We start from the raw sequence: 14,593 nt of genomic DNA on the forward strand, positions 1-14,593 counted from the left end.
AAGCCCTACGCCGGGTCCAGGCGGCGCACGCCGTAGAGCCTGAGCGCGCCGACCAGGCCGGCGAGGCACATGGCGGTCATCAGGACGTAGCCGTGGGCGCCGTAGCGGTCGAAGAGCGGGCCCGACGCCATGGTGGCGAGGCCGGCCAGGACACCGCCGGAAAGGGCGGAGTTGACGGCCTGGGCGGCGGAGGCGTTGCGGGGGGTCGAGAGGCGCTCGACCAGTTGCAGCGAGGCGATGAAGGTGGCGGCGTAGCTGAAGACGTGCAGGGCCTGCAGCGGGAACACCAGCCAGAGCGGCGGGGCGAAGGCGTAGGCGGTCCAGCGGATCAGGGCCGCGCCGCCGCCCAGCATCAGCAGGTTGCGGGGCCCGATGCGCCGCCGCCAGGGCTCCATCCACCACAGGAACGCCACCTCGGCGGCGACGCCGACGCCCCAGAGCACGCCGGTCAGGCCCTCGGGGACGCCCTGCTGCTTCCAGGTGAGGGTGGAGAAGCTGTAGTAGAAGGCGTGCGACGACTGGATGAGGCCGCAGGCCAGCGCGGCGGTCATGAAGGCGGGGTCGCGCAGCAGGGCGCCCAGGCCCGCGAACCGGTCGGCGGCGGGCGCGGGAAGCACGCCCTCCTCATGCACCGGGTCGGGCGGGAGCAGGTAGCGCGCGCCCAGCGCCGTCAGCGAGACCGCCGCCGTGATCCAGACCAGCACCAGCTCGGGCGATCCCCAGGTCAGCACCGCGCCCATGACGACGTTGGCGACGATGAAGGCGACCGAGCCGATGCCGCGCGGCCAGCCGTAGTTGAAGCCGTCGCGCCGGGCGCGGGCGAGCACGATCACATCGGTCAGCGGCGACATCGTCGAGAAGGCCGACGAGGCGGCGAACCAGACCAGCGTCCAGCCCAGGAAGCCGAGCGGCAGCGCCATCAGGGCGTAGGCGACCGCCACGCCCAGGCTCATGAAGATCAGCGCCGTGCGCCGCAGCCGGAAGCTGTCGGCCCAGACGGCCAGCAGCGGCGCGGTCAACGCCCGCGCCAGCATCGGCAGCGACAGGATCAGCCCGATCTGCGCCCCCGACAGCCCCCGCTCGGCGAACCATACCGGCATGTACGGCGAGGCCGCGCCCGTGCCGACGAAGATCGCCGAATAGAAGAGCCCGAGGCGGACCGGGAGCGACATGGGGCCGGGTTATACGGAGTCGCGCCCCGCTTCTCACCCTGCCCTTCCCCCCGAACGTCATGGCCCGGCTTGTCCGGGCCACCCATTGGGCTGTGAGGTTGGGGTTGTTTGCGGCGTGGACGCCGCGGGTCCTCCGGTCGACGCACAGCCCAATGGGTCCCCCGGACGAGCCGGGGGATGACGGGCGTTGGGATGGGGGATGAGGCGCCGTGGGGTGCGGCTCTGCCGTGGGTGCGGCCCCAGGCTAGCCGATCACCTTCCCCCGAAACGTCATGGCCCGGCCTGTCCGGGCCACCCATTGGGCTGTGAGGTTGGGGGCGAGGCGCAGCTTCGCCGCCGCGGGTCCTCCGGTCGACGCACAGCCCAGTGGGTCCCCCGGACAAGCCGGGGGATGACGAGCGTTGGGATGGGGGATGACGGGCGGAGCGGCATGGCTCTAAGGTGCCTGAACAACGATAAGGAGGCCGTCATGAGCCGCGCCAACAGCCGGGACCGGGAGCTGCGTGAGCGGGCGGCCGCGGTGATCCCGGGCGGGATGTTCGGGCACCAGGCGGTGGGGCTGCTGCCCGACGACTATCCGCAGTTCTTCCAGCGGGGCGAAGGCGCCCACATCTGGGACGCGGACGCGAACCGCTACCTCGACTTCATGTGCGCCTACGGGCCGAACCTGTTCGGCTATGCGAACCCCGAGATCGACGCGGCGTTCGTGCGCCAACTGGGCCTCGGCGACACGCTGACGGGGCCGACGGGGCTGATGGTGGAGCTGGCCGAGGCGCTGGTGGGCATGGTCAGCCACGCCGACTGGGCGATCTTCTGCAAGAACGGGACGGACGCCACGACCATGGCGCTGACCACCGCGCGGGCGCACACGAAGAAGAAGACCGTGGTGCGGGCGAAGGGCGCCTACCACGGGGCGGCGCCCTGGTGCGTGCCCAGGCCTTCGGGGGTGATCGAGAGCGACCGGGCGCACCAGATCCTCTACGACTACAACGACGTGGCCAGCCTGGAGGCGGCCGTGGCCGAGGCGGGCGACGACCTGGCCGCCGTGTTCGCCGCGCCCTTCAAGCACGACGCCTTCATCGACCAGGCCGACCCGGACCCGGCCTATGCGCGGCGCGCACGGGAGCTGTGCGACGCCACCGGGGCGCTCCTGGTGGTCGATGAGGTGCGGGCGGGCTTCCGGCTGTCGCGCGACTGCTCGTGGGAGAGGCTGGGCGTGCGGCCCGACCTCACGTCATGGGGCAAGTGCGTGGCCAACGGGCACCCCCTGTCGGTGCTGCTGGGGAACGACAAGGCGCGCAAGGCGGCGGCCTCGATCTACGTCACCGGCTCGTTCTGGTACCAGGCGGCGACGATGGCGGCGGCCCTGGAGACGCTCAGGCTGATCCGCGAGACGGACTACCTGGAGCGGATCACGGCGCTGGGCGAGCGGCTGCGCGGCGGGCTGGCCGAGCGGGCGGCCGCGGCGGGCTTCGGCTTGCGGCAGACCGGGCCGGGCGTGATGCCGCTGTTCCTGTTCGACGACGACCCGGACCTGCGCAAGGGCTTCTGCTGGTCGTCGGAGATGCTGAGCCGCGGCGTCTACGTCCACCCGTGGCACAACATGTTCCTGTGCGCGGCGATGACCGAGGCCGATATCGACGTCGCGCTGGACGCCGCCGAGGGCGCGTTCGGGGCGCTGAAGCAACAGGTGCGCGATCTCACCCCTGTCGAGAAGATGGCCTTCCTTTCCGCCGGAGCCCGCTAGATGGACGACTATCCGAACTACGACGGCCTGGGCCTGGCCGAGCTGGTGAAGGGCAAGCAGGTCTCGCCGGCCGAGCTGGTGGAGGCCGCCATCGCGCGGGCCGAGCGGCACAACCCGACGCTCAACGCCATCGTCTACGAGGGCTACGAGGACGCGCGCAGGCAGGCGAAGGGCGCCCTGCCCGACGGACCGTTCACCGGCGTGCCGTTCCTGATCAAGGACCTGGGCATCTCGGTGGCCGGCTGGCCGCGCAGCCACGGAAGCCGGTTCGGCAACCTGGTCGACGCCGAGGACACCGGCCTGATGCGCCGCTATCGCAGCTCGGGCGTCATCCCGCTCGGCAAGACCAACACGCCCGAATACGGCATCACCGGCACGACCGAGAGCGCGCGGCTGGGGCCGTGCCGCAACCCCTGGGACCCGAACCGCATCGCCGGCGGCTCGTCGGGCGGGTCGGCGAGCGCGGTGGCGGCGGGGATCGTGCCGCTGGCGCATGCGAGCGACGGGCTGGGCTCGATCCGCATCCCGGCGGCGTGCTGCGGGCTGGTGGGCCTGAAGGTGACGCGCGACCGCAACCCGAACCTGCCCGACGGCTACGACTACGCCATGGGCAACGTGGTGGACCACGTGGTGAGCCGCACGGTGCGCGACAGCGCCGCCATGCTGGACGTGACCGGCGTGCCCGAGCCCGGCTCGCCCTACCCGGCCCCGCCGAAGGAGCGGCCGTACGTCGAGGAGATCACGCGGAGCCCCGGCAGGCTGCGGATCGCCTGGTCGTCGGAGACGCCGTCGGGCCGGCCGATCGACGCCGAGATCCAGGCCGCGCTGGAGCGGACGGCGGCGCTGCTGAAGGGGCTCGGCCACGAGGTGTTCGAGAAGGGCCTGGGCGTCGACTACCGCGCCCTCTACGCCTCGCGCGGCGCGGCGGCGGCGGCCAACTTCGCGGCCGGCATGCAGCGGCTGATCGAGGAGGTGGGCCGCGAGCCGGAGCCGGGCGAGCTGGAGCCGCTGACCTGGGCCTCGCTGAAGGCCGGCCGCCGCCAGACCGGCGCCGACGTCATGCGCTCGCTGCAGGACACCCGGATGCTGGTGCGCGAGGTGCTGGGCTTCTTCGAGGACGTCGACGTCTACCTGACGCCGGTGCTGGGCACGCCGCTGCCGGAGATCGGCCATATCGACCCGGTGAACCTGGAGCCCCGGGAGGTGAACCGCCGCCAGGGCCGCGTCTTCCCGTTCACGCCGCCGTTCAACTACTCGGGCCAGCCGTCGATGAGCCTGCCGCTGGAGACGGACGCGAACGGCCTGCCCATCGGCATGATGTTCACGGCCCGCTACGCGGACGAGGCCACCCTCTTCCGACTCGCCGCGCAACTTGAGAAGGAGGCCCCCTGGGCGGATCGTCGCCCGCAGGTGTGGGGCTGATGGGTTTCTGGACACGGCGGAACTGGATGACGCTGGGCGCCGTGGGCGGCTTCGTGGCCGTGGCGGTGGGGGCGTTCGCGGCGCACGGCGTGCGCGACGACCCGCGCGCGGCCGAGCTGCTGCGGACGGGCGCGACCTACGGCTTCATGCACACCATGGCGACGTTCGCGAGCGCCACCTTCATGCAGGTGGGGGCGCGCCGCGCGCGGTTCGCGCCGGGGTTCTTCCTCTCGGGCGTGGCGCTGTTCTCGGGCTCGCTCTACGCGCTGGCCCTGGGGGCGCCCGACTGGGTCGGCGCGATCACGCCGGTCGGGGGCCTCCTGTTCCTGGCGGGCTGGGCGACACTGGCCTGGGCGGCCCGCGGCGTCGATCCTCACTGACGCAGCGCCAGCAGGCGCAGGCTCGCCGCGGACCCCAGCAGGGCCGCCAGCATCACCAGCGCCATGGTCCGCGGCCCGTCGTCGTGGAACAGCGCCGTCAGGCTGGAGGCCGCTGCGCCCGTGGCGAACGACAGGGTGCCCATCAGGGCCGAGATGGCGCCGGCCCTCAGGGGGTCGACGTTGAGCGCGCCGGCCATGGTGTTGCCCTGCATGAAGCCGTAGCTCGACAGCAGCAGGAACAGCAGCGGCAGGACGGTCCACTGGCCGCCGATCCCGCTGACCGCGGCGATCGTCATCAGCACGGCGAAGACCACGGCGACCGTGCTCGCGCGCCGCAGGACCGCGTCGGGGGTCATGCGCCGGAGCACGATCCGGTTGATCTGGCCCGTCCCGATCACGCCCAGGGCGTTGATCCCGAAGATCCAGGGATAGACGCCCGGCGAGTAGCCGTAGGCCCCCATGATCAGACCCGGCGACGAGGAGATGTAGGTGAAGAGCGTGGCCCCGTTCAGGGCGCCGGCCAGCGCATAGCCGATCAGGCGCGGCTGGCGCAGCAGCGCGGCGTAGGCCTGGAACGGGTTCTCCTTCGACGCCTGGATCGCGGTCGCCTCGGAGCGGGACTCGGTCATCCGCAGCGCCGCGGCGAGCAGCAGCGCCACGCCGACCGCGGTCATGAACCAGAAGTTGGACTGCCAGCCGCCGACGGTGAGCAGCATGCTGCCGAGGATCGGCGCCAGGATCGGCGCCAGGCCCATGATCAGCATCATCAGGCTGAGCATGCGGGCGGTCTCGGTGTGGTCGAACCGGTCGCGGATCACGGCGCGGGCGACCACGCCGCCGGCGCAGGCGCCCAGCGCCTGCACGAAGCGCGCGGCGAGCAGCATCGTCGCCGAGGTCGCCATGGCGCAGGCCGCAGACGCCACAATGAAGATCACCACGCCCAGCACGATCGGGACGCGCCGCCCGATCCGGTCGGACCACGGGCCGTAGAACGGCTGGCCCACCGCCATCCCGGCCAGGAACGCCGCCACCGTCGCCTGCGCTTCGGCAGGATCGGCCCTCAGCCCCGCGGCGATGGCCGGCAGGCTCGGCAGGTACATGTCGATGGCGAGCGGCCCCATGGCCGTCAGCGAGCCCAGGAGCACGACGAGGCCCCAGGGCGTGGGCGGCGGCGGGGTGGCGGAAGACTCGTTGGCGGACGTCACGGCGCCCATGCGCTTACTGGCTAAGTCGGGATGTGGGAAACCCGGAATCGCTCGGAGGGACCTCGAATGGGCGCGCTCGAGACCATGATGCCGCCGCCGAAGCGGGCGCGCGTGAACGGCGTGGAGATCGGCTACTACGAGGCCGGCCCGCGCGAGGGCGTCCCGATCGTGCTCAGCCACGGCTTCCCGGAGCTGGCGTTCTCGTGGCGCCACCAGATCAAGGCGCTGGGCGACGCCGGCCGCTGGGTGATCGCGCCCGACCAGCGCGGCTACGGTCTCTCGGGCAAGCCGGGAGCCGTCCCCGACTACGACATCGACCACCTGACCGGCGACATGGCGGGCCTGCTCGACCACCTGGGCGTGGAGAAGGCGATCTTCTGCGGCCACGACTGGGGCGGCTTCGTCGTGTGGCAGATGCCGCTGGTCCATCCGGAGCGGGTGGCGGGCGTCATCGGCCTCAACACGCCCTTCCTGCCGCGCGGACCGTCGGACCCCATCGCCGCGATGCGGGCGCGCTTCGGTCCCGACATGTACATCGTCTGGTTCCAGACCCCGGACGAGCCCGAGGCGGTGCTGGGCGCCGACACCAGGCGGACCATGGACTTCTTCATGCGCCGCCCGGCCGCCGGGCCGGTGGCGCCGCCGCCGTCGGCCTCGGGCTCGACCTTCGCCTTCCGCGACCTGCTGAAGGCGTGGGACCCGTCGGTCGATCCGCGCGAGCGGCTGCTGAGCGACGGCGAACTGGCGGTCTTCGCCGACGCCTTCCGCGACGGCGGCTTCTTCGGCCCCGTGAGCTGGTACCGCAACTTCACCCGCAACTGGGAACGCGCCGAGGCGCTGCCCACCCGGATCGACGGCCTCCCCTGCCTGATGATCACGGCCGAACTGGACGCCGTGCTGCCGCCCGCCGCGGCGGAGCACATGCCCGCCTTCGTCGGCGACCTGGAGACGACCATGGTCAAGGGCTCGGGCCACTGGACACAACAGGAGAAGCCGGGGGAGGTGAACCGCCTGATCCTGGACTGGCTGGACAGGCGGTTCCCGAAGTAGAAGGGCGTATGGAACGTAACACCCCGCCGCCCGCCGTGGCCGGCGCGCAGCACCGGCGCGGCCTGTTTCCCGACAACGAACCGTTCGCGAACGGCTGGCTCTCGACCGGCGGCCCGCACGAGGTGTTCTACGAGGAGTGCGGCAATCCCAACGGCAAGCCGTGCGTGATCCTGCACGGCGGCCCGGGCGGGGCGATCAACCCCACCATGCGGCGGTTCTTCGACCCGGCGAAGTGGCGCATGGCGCTGTTCGACCAGCGCGGCTGCGGCAAGAGCCGGCCGAACGCCAGCCTGGACGACAACACCACCTGGAGCCTGATCGACGACATCGAGCGCCTGCGCGAGCATCTGGGCGTCGAGAAGTGGGCCGTGTTCGGCGGCTCGTGGGGCTCCACGCTCGCCCTGGCCTACGCGATCAGGCGCCCCGAGCGGGTCACGGGCCTCGTCCTGCGCGGCATCTTCCTGCTGACCGAGCGCGAGCTGCGGTGGTTCTACCAGGACGGCGCGTCGTTCCTGTTCCCCGACGCCTGGGCCCGCTTCTGCGCCCCGATCCCGCCGGCCGAGCGCGGCGACATGATCGGCGCCTACCACAAGCGCCTGACCCACCCCGACCGGCGCGTGCAGGCCGAGGCCGCGGCGGCCTGGAGCCAGTGGGAGGGCGACACCATCTCGATCCGCGGGCCGGAGGCGCGGCCGTCGAAGTTCAACGAGATCGACTTCGCGATCGCCTTCGCCCGGATCGAGTGCCACTTCTTCGCCAACGGCGGCTTCTTCGACAGCCCGAACTGGATCCTGGAGAACCTCCACCGCATCGCCCGCATCCCCGGCTGGATCGTCCAGGGCCGCTTCGACGTGGTGACGCCGATGGAGAGCGCCTGGAAGCTGAAGCAGGCCTGGCCGGCGGCGCGGTTCGAGGTGGTCTGGGACGCCGGCCACGCCTCGACCGAGCCGGGCATCGTCGACGCCCTGGTGCGGGCCACCGACCAGGCGCTGACCCTCTGAGCGGGATGACCCGCCGCGACGCCAGCCTTCCGGCGGTCAGAACCGCCGCCGCCTGGCGTCCCTGAGGATCTCGGTCGCGGCGTTGTGGCCTGGCGCGCCCGTCACGCCGCCGCCGGGGTGCGTGCCCGAGCCGCACTGGTAGAGGCCTCGGATCGGGCTGCGGTAGTCGCCCGCGCCCAGGACCGGGCGGGCCGAGAAGAGCTGATCGAGGCTCAGGCGGCCGTGCATGATGTCGCCGGCCACGAGGCCGAAGGTGCGTTCGAGGTCGAGGGGGCTGAGCACCTGGCGGCCCAGCACGGACCTGGCGAAGCCCGGCGCGTGCTTCTCGACCGTGGCGATCATCAGGTCGGCGACCTCGTCGCGATGGTCGTCCCAGGCGCGGCCGCCGGGCAGCTCGGGCGCGACGTGCTGGCAGAACAGGCTGGCCACGTGCCGGCCGGGCGGCGCGAGGCTGTCGTCCAGGGTGGACGGGACCAGCATCTCGACGATGGGCGCCTTCGACCAGCCGTGCTCGCGGGCGTCGACGAAGGCGCGGTCCATGTAGGCCAGGGTCGGCGCGACGATGATGCCGCCGGTCATGTGGTCGCCCGGCTCGGGCGCGACGGTGAAGCGCGGCAGTTCGGACAGCGCCACGTTCATGCGGAACGTGCCCGAGCCGGAGCGGTAGCGGCCGATGCGCTCGCGGAAGTCGGCGGGCTGGGCGGCCGGATCGACCAGCTTCCCGAAGGTGAGCTGCGGGTGGAGGTTGGAGACTACCGCGCGGGCCTTCAGCACCTCGCCCGTGGCGGTGACGACGCCGGTGGCGCGGCCCTTCCCGGTGAGGATCTCGGCCACGGCGACGTTCGTGCGCAGCTCGACGCCGCGGGCGCGGCAGCAGGCGGCCATCGCCTGGGTGATCGCGCCCATGCCGCCGAGGGCGTGGCCCCACGCGCCCTTCCGGCCGTTCACCTCGCCGAAGACGTGGTGCAGCAGGACGTAGGCCGTGCCCGGCGTGTAGGGGCTGGCGTAGGCGCCGACGACGCCGTCGAAGCCGTAGGCGGCCTTGATGGGGTCGCTCTCGAACCAGCCGTCCAGCCAGTCGCCCGCCGATTGCGAGAACAGCGCCAGCAGGTCGCGCTTGGCGGTGAGCGTCAGCTTGGAGAGCCTGCGGCCGAGGACGGCGCTCTTCAGCAGCTCGGGCAGCGCCTCGGCGAACGAGCCCTCGACCAGGTTGGGCGGCGTCTGGATCACCACTTCACGCAGGACGTCGGCGATGGCGTCGAGGCGGTCCCAGTAGGCCGGCAGGCGCTCGGCGTCCTTCGGCGAGAACCGCGCGGTCTCGGCCTGGGTGATCCCGTCGCCCACGAAGAAGCGGTCGCCGTCGAGCGGCAGGAAGTTGGCCATCTTCCGCTCGACCACCCTCAGGCCGTGGCCGTGCAGGTCGAGGTCGCGGATCACCTTCGGGTTCAGGAGCGACACGGTGTAGCTGGCTGTCGAGTTGCGGAAGCCGGGATGGAATTCCTCCGTCACCGCCGCCCCGCCCAGCACGCCCCGGCGCTCCAGCACCGTCACCTTCAGTCCGCCCGCGGCCAGGTAGGCGGCGCAGGTCAGGCCGTTGTGCCCGCCGCCCACGATGATCACGTCGCTCGCCATGGGCGCCCGATGGCACGGGCGCGTTCGACGGGCAAGCCGACCGGTTCCGCTTGCCCGCGGCGGTCGGCCGGCTATGCTTCCGGGCAGACATCGGGTCGCGCTCCAGCGACCGGGCTGGCGCCCTTCCCGGCGAATCCAGTCAGGCGTCCGTCGATAACCTGACGCCACGACCGCTGACCCTCCGGGAGGCCGCCGTGGCGCGCAAACTGACCTTCGAATTCCTCCGCACCGAGGCCGCCTCGGCGAGCGTGCTGGCGCTGGCCGCCGTCGCCGCGCTGGTCGCGGCCAACTCGCCGTGGTCCGCCGCCTACTTCGGAATGCTGAAGAGCGTCCAGCCGCTCACGATCGGTCCCTTCGCCCTGGAGATGACCGTCTCGGAGTGGATCAAGGAAGGGCTGATGGCGCTCTTCTTCCTGGTCGTGGGCCTGGAGATCAAGCACGAGATCCTGCGCGGCGAGCTCAGCGATCCGCGCAAGCTCGCCACTCCGGTCGTCGCCGCCCTGGGCGGGATGCTGGGGCCGGTGGTGGTCTACCTGATCCTGGCGGCGACGACAGGCGCGCCGCACGCCGGCTGGCCGATCCCGGTGGCGACCGACATCGCCTTCGCCCTGGGCCTGCTGGCCTTGGTCGGGCGGGGCCTGCCGCCGTCGCTGCGCATCTTCCTGCTGACCCTCGCCATCGTCGACGACCTGGGCGCCATCGTGCTGATCGGGGCGCTGTACAGCGGGGGGACGGACTGGGCGATGGCCGCGGCGGCGGCCGGCATCCTGGCGGCGATGGGCCTGGTCGCGCGATGGGTGCGCGTGCCTTCGCCATTCTGGATCGTCGCCTTCGCCATGGTCTGGTGGCTGACGGTGCTGGCGGGCCTCAGCACGTCGCTCGCGGCGGTGGCGTTCGCCGCGATCGTGCCCTTGCGCGCGCGGGCCGACAACCACCAGAGCCCCTTGCAGGAGGCGATGCACGACCTGCACCCCTGGAACGCCTTCCTGGTGCTACCCCTCTTCGCCTTCGCCAAGGCGGGCGTGGCGCTCACCGGCCTGTCGCCGGCGCAGGCGTTGGCCCCGCTGGTCGTGGCGATCGCGCTGGGCCTGTTCCTCGGCAAGCAGGCGGGGGTGCTGGGGGCCGTCTGGCTGGTCTCGCGGCTCGGCCTGGGCCGGCGGCCGGACGGCGCGACATGGCTGCAACTCTACGGGGTCGGCCTGCTCTGCGGCGTCGGCTTCACCATGAGCCTCTTCATCGGGGCCCTGGCGTTCCCCGGCGACGCCGTCGACCTGCAGACCGAGGCGAAGCTGGGCGTGCTGGGGGGCAGCGTGCTGTCGGCCATCGCCGGCGCGATCGTGCTGGGCGCCGCGCGGCGCAGGGGCGCGCAGGCGGAGAAGGAGACGGCGTGATGTCGTTCGAGTCGTGGATGCTGTTCGGCGGCATGGTCCTGGGGCTGGTCCACATGACGGCGGCCTCGTTCACGTTCAAGGCGCAGGTCGGCAACGCCTACACGGTGGGCGCGCGCGACGACGACCTGCGGCCGCGAGGCGTCGCCGGCCGCCTCGACCGGGCGCAACGCAACTTCCTCGAGACCTTCCCGATCTTCGCGGCGGCGGTGCTGCTCCTCGAGCACCTGGGGCGGACCGGCTCGACGTTGGGCGTATGGGGCGCGGGAATGTACCTGGCGGGCCGCGTCGCCTTCCTGCCCCTGTACGCCGCGGGACTGCCCTGGGTCCGCACGCTGAGCTGGAACTTCGCGACGCTCGGCCTGGTCCTGGCGATGACGGCGGTCGTCGTCGGCTGACGGGGAACCGCACCGCTTCAGGACCATTCCGTGCGGATGGCCAGGCTCCGGATCCGACACGAGACGCACTACAGCTACGAGCGGCCCGTGTCGTTCGCGGCGCACCGCATGCTGCTGCGGCCGCGGGACAGCCACGCGATCCGGGTGACGGACGCGGTGCTGACCGTCTCGCCGCCCGGCGACACGCGCTGGGTCTACGACGCCCTCGGGAACTCGGTCTGCTGCTTCACCCCGGGCGGGGAATCGACGGGCCTCTCGATCATCTCGGAGCTCACCATCGAGCGCTTCCCGGCGCATCTCGCGGACCTGGAGGTCGACGACCCGCAGACCGCCACGCCGATCGTCTACACGCCGCCGGACCGGGCGGTGCTGGCCCCGTTCATCGACCCGGCGACCGAGGACGCGGACGGCGACCTGCTGAAGTGGCTGCGCGGGCAGATGGGGAGCCCGCACGAGCCGGCGCTGGACTTCCTCCTGCGGATGAACCGGACCATCCACGACGGCTTCGAATACCAGGCCCGCGACATCGGCGCGGCGCAGGAGCCGTCGCACACGGTCAGGCTGGGGGCCGGCACCTGCCGCGACTTCGCCTGGCTGATGGTCGAGGCGCTGCGCCGGCTGGGCTATGCGGCGCGCTTCGTGACCGGCTACCTCTATTCGCCGGGCGAGAGCGCGATGCGCGGCGCCGGCGCGACCCACGCCTGGTGCGAGGTGTTCCTGCCCGACCTGGGCTGGACCGAGCTGGATCCCACCAACGCCATCGCCGAGAGCCCAGACCTCATCCCGGTGGCGGTGGCGCGGACGCCGGCGGAGGCCACGCCGATCTGCGGCGCGATCCACGGGGACCCGGGCGACACGCGCCTGACCGTTCACGTGGATGTGCGCCCCGACGATTCGCTCCAGGCGGCCGCCTGAGTCATTGATTCGACCCGACGGAGGGCTCGCCCATGACCACCGGCTTCCAGCAGCAGGACTCCCTCGGGATCAGCTTCCCCCGGCAGGCCACCAGCCCGCAGCATGGACAGAAGGGGCCGAAGAAGCCGCTGCCCGTCCCCGCGCCCCGCAGCTATCCGCCGCGTCCTGGACACTAGAACGGCACGTACATCCCGCTAGATTGCCGCCGAGGGTGGAAACCAGGGTCCTGCCGAACATGTCCGAACGCCTGCTGATCGCGCGCCGCACACTCGTCCTCGGAGGCGTGGGTGGCCTCGTCCTGCCGCCGGCCGCCTGGGCCGCCCTGCCGCCGCGCCTGGCGTTCCAGGTGTTCCGCAACGGGACCAAGGTGGGCGAGCACGTGGTGAGCTTCAGCGGCGACGACGACGCCCGCACGGCCACCACCAATGTGGCGATGACGGTGAAGGTCGGGCCGGTGCCGGTCTACAAGTACAAGCACACGGCCGTGGAGAAGTGGGTCGACGGCAAGTGGGCCAGCGTCGAGACCACCACCGACGGCAACGGCAAGATCACCAAGGTCTCGGCGCGCCAGATGGGCGGCTACGTGCAGATCAACGGCCCGGCCGGCGCGGTGCGCGGCCCCGCCAACGCGCTCCCGCTCAGCCACTGGAACCAGGGCAACTTCGGAAAGCCGCTGTTCAACCAGCAGGAAGGCAAGATGCTGAAGGTGACCTGCACCCAGGTGAAGCCCGGCCAGTGGCAGATCCGCGGCGAAGCCGAGATCGACGACTTCTATGACGCCCAGGGCAACTGGCTGGCGCTCAAGGGCAAGCTCGAGGACGGCTCGAAGATGGAATACAGGCGGGTCTGATCCTCGCACGGACACGACTTGCCTCCCGCCGCCCCGCGGGGGAGGCGACGCGCTTGTGACCCGGCGCGACCGTGCGTAAGGTCACCGACCATGTGTCCCGGTTGCGAACGCACCAGGGGTTAGCAGCCCCCGCCGAATCCAAGGCTCCCCGCCCCGCGCGGGCATGAGCCTTTGTGCGCACCTCTGCCTCGGGCGTTCCTTCCATGAGCTTCTTCTCCAACGAGGCGGTGAACCGCCTCAACCTGCATTCGGGCATCCAGACGCTGGCCCAGGAGGCCGGCGGCATCTTCATCCTCGTCTTCCTGCTGCGGGCCGGCGTGCCGGCGCCGCTGGTGCTCTGCTCGATGGCGGCCATGACCGCCGGGCGCTTCATCCTGCGGCCGTTCGTGCTGCCGTTCGCGCGGCGCTTCGGGCTGCGCGCCACCCTGGTGCTGGGCACGGTGCTGGAGGCGGCGGTCTTCCCGATCCTGCCCTTCGTGCAGGGCGTGGACGGGGCCTTCCTGGCCGTGGTGCTGGTGAGCCCGGTCGGCAGCGTCCTCTACTGGACCTGCTACCATGCCTACTTCGCCGCGGTCGGCGACGCGGAGCACCGGGGCGGCCAGGTGGCGGTGCGCACCGCGCTGATGGCGCTGATCGGCGTCGTGGCGCCGCTGCTGGGCGCCTGGGCCCTGGCGGCGGGCGGGCCGTGGCTGGCCTTCCCGGCGGCGGGCGTGGTCCAGGTGCTGGCCGCCGCGCCGCTGCTGGGCGCGCCCAGGGTGGCGGTGGCGCACGAGGCGCCGGGCGGCTTCCGCGCCGCCCGGTTCGGCGCGGCGCTGATGGCCTGCGACGGGATCTTCGCCGGCGGCTACCACTACGTCTGGCAGGTGGCGCTGTTCATCGCGCTGGGCCAGAGCTTCACGGCCTACGGCGGGGCCATGGCGCTGGCGGCGCTGGCGGGCAGCGTCTTCAGCCTCTGGATCGGCAGGCACATCGACGCCGGCCGGGGCCGCTCGGCCATCGTGATCGCCTTCGCGATCGCGGCGGGCGTGCTGCTGCTGCGGGGCGTGAGCCTGGGGTCGCCCTGGCTGGCGGTCGCGGCCAACGCCCTGGGCGCGCTGGTGGTGGCGGTGTGGATCCCGGCGCTGATGGCTCCGATCTACAACCTCGCCAAGGCGTCCCCCTGCCCGTTGCGCTTCAGCGTGGCGACCGAGGGCGGCTGGGACATCGGCTGCGGCGCCTCGTGCCTGGCGGGCGCGGCGATCGTGGCGGGCGGGGCGACCTACGCCGCGCCGATCCTGATCGGCCTGGCGGGCGCGGTGATGGCCTTCACCCTGCTATGGCGGCGCTACGGGCGGCTGGAGGCGGCGCCGGCGCGGCGCGGGTGAGGCCTGCTCCGGAGGCGCGTTTCCGGCTGCTCGCGAAAGGGCTTCCCACGATCCCCGGCGGCGCTCTAG

At 72.2% G+C, this 14,593-nt stretch carries 13 protein-coding genes; 10 read left to right on the forward strand and 3 right to left on the reverse strand.

Going from position 1 to position 14,593, the window contains the following annotated elements:
* Positions 1-5: 5 nt before the first annotated feature.
* Entirely contained in the window at positions 6-1,172 is a 1,167-nt protein-coding gene (locus KF737_RS09665) for an MFS transporter (RefSeq protein WP_296453727.1), read from the reverse strand.
* Between the two features lie 469 nt (positions 1,173-1,641).
* Between KF737_RS09665 and KF737_RS09670 the strand changes: the two genes are divergently transcribed.
* From KF737_RS09670 to KF737_RS09680, 3 genes are read left to right on the forward strand one after another with little or no spacing between them, the layout of a single operon-like run.
* Positions 1,642-2,919, forward strand: a complete 1,278-nt coding sequence (locus KF737_RS09670; protein ID WP_296453730.1) for an aminotransferase class III-fold pyridoxal phosphate-dependent enzyme — start codon at positions 1,642-1,644, stop codon at positions 2,917-2,919.
* Positions 2,920-4,341: an amidase gene (locus KF737_RS09675; protein WP_296453733.1), complete on the forward strand. Its 1,422-nt coding sequence runs from the start codon at positions 2,920-2,922 to the stop codon at positions 4,339-4,341.
* A complete protein-coding gene (locus KF737_RS09680; protein WP_296453738.1) occupies positions 4,341-4,721 on the forward strand; it encodes a DUF423 domain-containing protein in 381 nt (126 codons plus the stop codon). Before KF737_RS09675 ends, KF737_RS09680 begins: the two co-directional genes overlap by 1 nt.
* Here KF737_RS09680 and KF737_RS09685 read toward each other — a convergent pair.
* Complete coding sequence (locus KF737_RS09685) at positions 4,715-5,935, reverse strand: multidrug effflux MFS transporter (RefSeq protein WP_296453741.1); 1,221 nt, start codon at positions 5,933-5,935, stop codon at positions 4,715-4,717. The genes KF737_RS09680 and KF737_RS09685 overlap by 7 nt on opposite strands.
* 57 nt (positions 5,936-5,992) lie before the next feature.
* On the opposite strand from KF737_RS09685, the gene KF737_RS09690 reads away from it, so the two are divergent.
* The gene (locus KF737_RS09690; RefSeq protein WP_296453743.1) at positions 5,993-6,976 is read left to right on the forward strand and encodes an alpha/beta hydrolase; all 984 of its coding nucleotides are present in this window, start codon (positions 5,993-5,995) and stop codon (positions 6,974-6,976) included.
* Between the two features lie 8 nt (positions 6,977-6,984).
* Complete coding sequence (gene pip, locus KF737_RS09695; protein WP_296453745.1) at positions 6,985-7,977, forward strand: prolyl aminopeptidase; 993 nt, start codon at positions 6,985-6,987, stop codon at positions 7,975-7,977.
* 36 nt (positions 7,978-8,013) lie between these two features.
* Here the strand turns inward: pip and KF737_RS09700 are convergent, their stop codons facing one another.
* Positions 8,014-9,609 carry an NAD(P)/FAD-dependent oxidoreductase gene (locus KF737_RS09700; protein WP_296453748.1) on the reverse strand — a complete coding sequence of 532 codons (1,596 nt, stop codon included), beginning with the start codon at positions 9,607-9,609 and terminating at the stop codon, positions 8,014-8,016.
* Between the two features lie 194 nt (positions 9,610-9,803).
* Between KF737_RS09700 and nhaA the strand changes: the two genes are divergently transcribed.
* From nhaA to KF737_RS09725, 5 genes are all read left to right on the forward strand, one after another.
* A complete protein-coding gene (gene nhaA / locus KF737_RS09705) occupies positions 9,804-11,000 on the forward strand; it encodes a Na+/H+ antiporter NhaA (RefSeq protein ID WP_296453751.1) in 1,197 nt (398 codons plus the stop codon).
* Positions 11,000-11,395 (forward strand): MAPEG family protein, encoded by a 396-nt coding sequence (locus KF737_RS09710; RefSeq protein ID WP_296453756.1) that lies wholly within the window; start codon positions 11,000-11,002, stop codon positions 11,393-11,395. Before nhaA ends, KF737_RS09710 begins: the two co-directional genes overlap by 1 nt.
* A gap of 36 nt (positions 11,396-11,431) precedes the next feature.
* Positions 11,432-12,310 carry a transglutaminase family protein gene (locus tag KF737_RS09715; RefSeq protein ID WP_296453759.1) on the forward strand — a complete coding sequence of 293 codons (879 nt, stop codon included), beginning with the start codon at positions 11,432-11,434 and terminating at the stop codon, positions 12,308-12,310.
* A gap of 211 nt (positions 12,311-12,521) precedes the next feature.
* Positions 12,522-13,160 (forward strand): DUF6134 family protein, encoded by a 639-nt coding sequence (locus KF737_RS09720; RefSeq protein WP_296453763.1) that lies wholly within the window; start codon positions 12,522-12,524, stop codon positions 13,158-13,160.
* Positions 13,161-13,363: 203 nt separating this feature from the next.
* Positions 13,364-14,524: a hypothetical protein gene (locus KF737_RS09725; RefSeq protein WP_296453765.1), complete on the forward strand. Its 1,161-nt coding sequence runs from the start codon at positions 13,364-13,366 to the stop codon at positions 14,522-14,524.
* The last annotated feature ends 69 nt before the right edge of the window (positions 14,525-14,593 follow it).

The organism is Phenylobacterium sp. (assembly GCF_019636135.1).
In the GTDB taxonomy this organism is placed as follows: Bacteria; Pseudomonadota; Alphaproteobacteria; order Caulobacterales; family Caulobacteraceae; genus Phenylobacterium.

Excerpts from the sequence above, each read along its gene's own strand:
- KF737_RS09700 (WP_296453748.1), bottom strand. The coding sequence starts at position 9,609 with ATGGCGAGCGACGTGATCATCGTGGGCGGCGGGCACAACGGCCTGACC.
- KF737_RS09710 (WP_296453756.1), top strand. The coding sequence starts at position 11,000 with ATGTCGTTCGAGTCGTGGATGCTGTTCGGCGGCATGGTCCTGGGGCTG.
- KF737_RS09685 (WP_296453741.1), bottom strand. The coding sequence starts at position 5,935 with ATGGGCGCCGTGACGTCCGCCAACGAGTCTTCCGCCACCCCGCCGCCG.
- KF737_RS09725 (WP_296453765.1), top strand. The coding sequence starts at position 13,364 with ATGAGCTTCTTCTCCAACGAGGCGGTGAACCGCCTCAACCTGCATTCG.
- KF737_RS09690 (WP_296453743.1), top strand. The coding sequence starts at position 5,993 with ATGGGCGCGCTCGAGACCATGATGCCGCCGCCGAAGCGGGCGCGCGTG.
- KF737_RS09665 (WP_296453727.1), bottom strand. The coding sequence starts at position 1,172 with ATGTCGCTCCCGGTCCGCCTCGGGCTCTTCTATTCGGCGATCTTCGTC.
- KF737_RS09715 (WP_296453759.1), top strand. The coding sequence starts at position 11,432 with ATGGCCAGGCTCCGGATCCGACACGAGACGCACTACAGCTACGAGCGG.
- KF737_RS09670 (WP_296453730.1), top strand. The coding sequence starts at position 1,642 with ATGAGCCGCGCCAACAGCCGGGACCGGGAGCTGCGTGAGCGGGCGGCC.
- KF737_RS09680 (WP_296453738.1), top strand. The coding sequence starts at position 4,341 with ATGGGTTTCTGGACACGGCGGAACTGGATGACGCTGGGCGCCGTGGGC.
- pip (WP_296453745.1), top strand. The coding sequence starts at position 6,985 with ATGGAACGTAACACCCCGCCGCCCGCCGTGGCCGGCGCGCAGCACCGG.
- KF737_RS09675 (WP_296453733.1), top strand. The coding sequence starts at position 2,920 with ATGGACGACTATCCGAACTACGACGGCCTGGGCCTGGCCGAGCTGGTG.